We start from the raw sequence: 1741 nt of genomic DNA, 5'->3' as shown, positions 1-1741 counted from the left end.
GTGAATTTGGTCTTATAAAGCACCTTACACAGGCGGTAGAATTGAGCCAGGAAAGCACCAAAAAAGGTATCTGCGAAGACTATGCCGTTCATCGCATAAATATCCGAAAGATTTACTTGTACTGCCTTGTAACCCAGATGTTTAAGGGAGTATAGCGCAAATCGAAGTGAATATTTTCGAGCAGCAAGTCAGTTGATATCAACGTACGTTTGCCCGAAAAGTCCAGCACGGCAGCATCATCACCAATACCTTTTTTGGTGCTTTCCTGGCTCAATTCTACCGCCTGTGTAAGGTGCTTTATAAGACCAAATTCACCTAACTCCTTAATATCTGTTTTATTAACGTTATCAAACATATAATTTATTTACCAGCAAAGATACATATAAATATTGCAAAGGCTTGCAGAATAAAATAGGGCAATCTAAAAATTGCCCTATTATGAATATTGCATAACAAAAATGGTTTTCATGTGAAACACATTATAAACCTAATTTTGCTGAAATTTCCAACATTCTTTCAATAGGTTTTTGAGCCCGTTGTATAACATCTTCCGGAAGTATAATTTCAGGAAGTTCGTATTTCATACAGTTGTAGAGTTTTTCCAACGTATTGAGCTTCATGTGCGGACAGTCATTACATGCACAAGCATTGTTCGGTGGTGCCGGAATAAAGGTTTTGTGCGGACTTGCCTTCTGCATCTGATGGATAATTCCCGACTCTGTAGCAACAATGTAAGTAGAAGCCTGATCTTCAATAGTAAATTTGAGCATGCCTGAAGTAGAGCCAATGTAATCTGCTTCCGCCAAAATATGTTCTTCACATTCGGGATGGGCGATGAATTTAGCTCCCGGATATTCGGTGCGTAGTTTTTCTATTTTTTCACGTGAAAAAATCTCGTGAACCATGCACGCACCGTTCCACAATACCAAATCTCTGCCTGTCTTTTTCTTTACATAATCGCCAAGATTGCGATCCGGTCCGAAAATAATTTTTTGATCAGCCGGAAGTGATTCGACGATTTGCACCGCATTACTAGAAGTACATACTATATCGGATAGGGCTTTAAGCTCCGCAGTACAGTTTACATAGGTGATTACCAAATGATCCGGATATTGCTCTTTGAATTTTGCAAATAGGTGTGGAGGACATGAATCCGACAATGAACATCCCGCCTTAAGATCGGGAAGCAAAACTTTTTTCTCCGGAGAAAGGATTTTTGCGGTTTCAGCCATGAAATGCACACCGGCAAAGACAATCACATCGGCATCCGTCTTCGCAGCCTGCTGAGAAAGCCCCAAACTATCCCCTATATAATCTGCTAAATCTTGAATTTCAGCGTCCTGGTAATAATGCGCCAGAATGACCGCGTTTTTTTCCTTTTTCAATCGAAGGATTTCCTGTACCAGATCCAAACTAGGGTCAACCGGCACATCAATAAAACCTTTCGCTTCTAAATCTCTTTCAAATGTAATATTCATTATCTCTTCAGTAATTTGGTTAATCACTTTGACTAATCAACAACACAAAAGTAAACAAAGAAATTCAAACGAAATCCACATTCCCTTTTTTCAATAAACAACAATCTTTTTTATAAAAAGGAATCTTATTGTTTGTTAAGGTGTGGAAAATGGGAAAATGAATGATTTAAATTTTATTTTTAATTTATTGTCTTCTTTATCCACATGTTTCACAGCTGATGCCTGTTTTTGGTCCTTGATTTTCAAAGATGTTAGATTTGACA

At 38.1% G+C, this 1741-nt stretch carries 1 protein-coding gene and 1 pseudogene; both read right to left on the bottom strand.

Annotated features, from left to right (window positions below):
• Positions 1-355, bottom strand: a pseudogene (locus SD31_RS13205) (thiamine-phosphate kinase); the annotation flags it as partial.
• Between the two features lie 124 nt (positions 356-479).
• Positions 480-1478 carry a quinolinate synthase NadA gene (gene nadA, locus SD31_RS13200; protein ID WP_039054475.1) on the bottom strand — a complete coding sequence of 333 codons (999 nt, stop codon included), beginning with the start codon at positions 1476-1478 and terminating at the stop codon, positions 480-482.
• Between the last annotated feature and the right edge of the window lie 263 nt (positions 1479-1741).

This window comes from Sphingobacterium sp. T2 (assembly GCF_000814685.1).
Classification (GTDB): domain Bacteria; phylum Bacteroidota; class Bacteroidia; order Sphingobacteriales; family Sphingobacteriaceae; genus Sphingobacterium; species Sphingobacterium thermophilum.
The sequence above is the reverse complement of the archived record's forward strand: the minus strand, read 5'-3'. Positions and strand labels throughout refer to the sequence as shown.

What these genes read in the sequence shown, in the direction of transcription:
- nadA (WP_039054475.1), bottom strand. Translation starts at nt 1,478, where the DNA reads ATGAATATTACATTTGAAAGAGATTTAGAAGCGAAAGGTTTTATTGAT.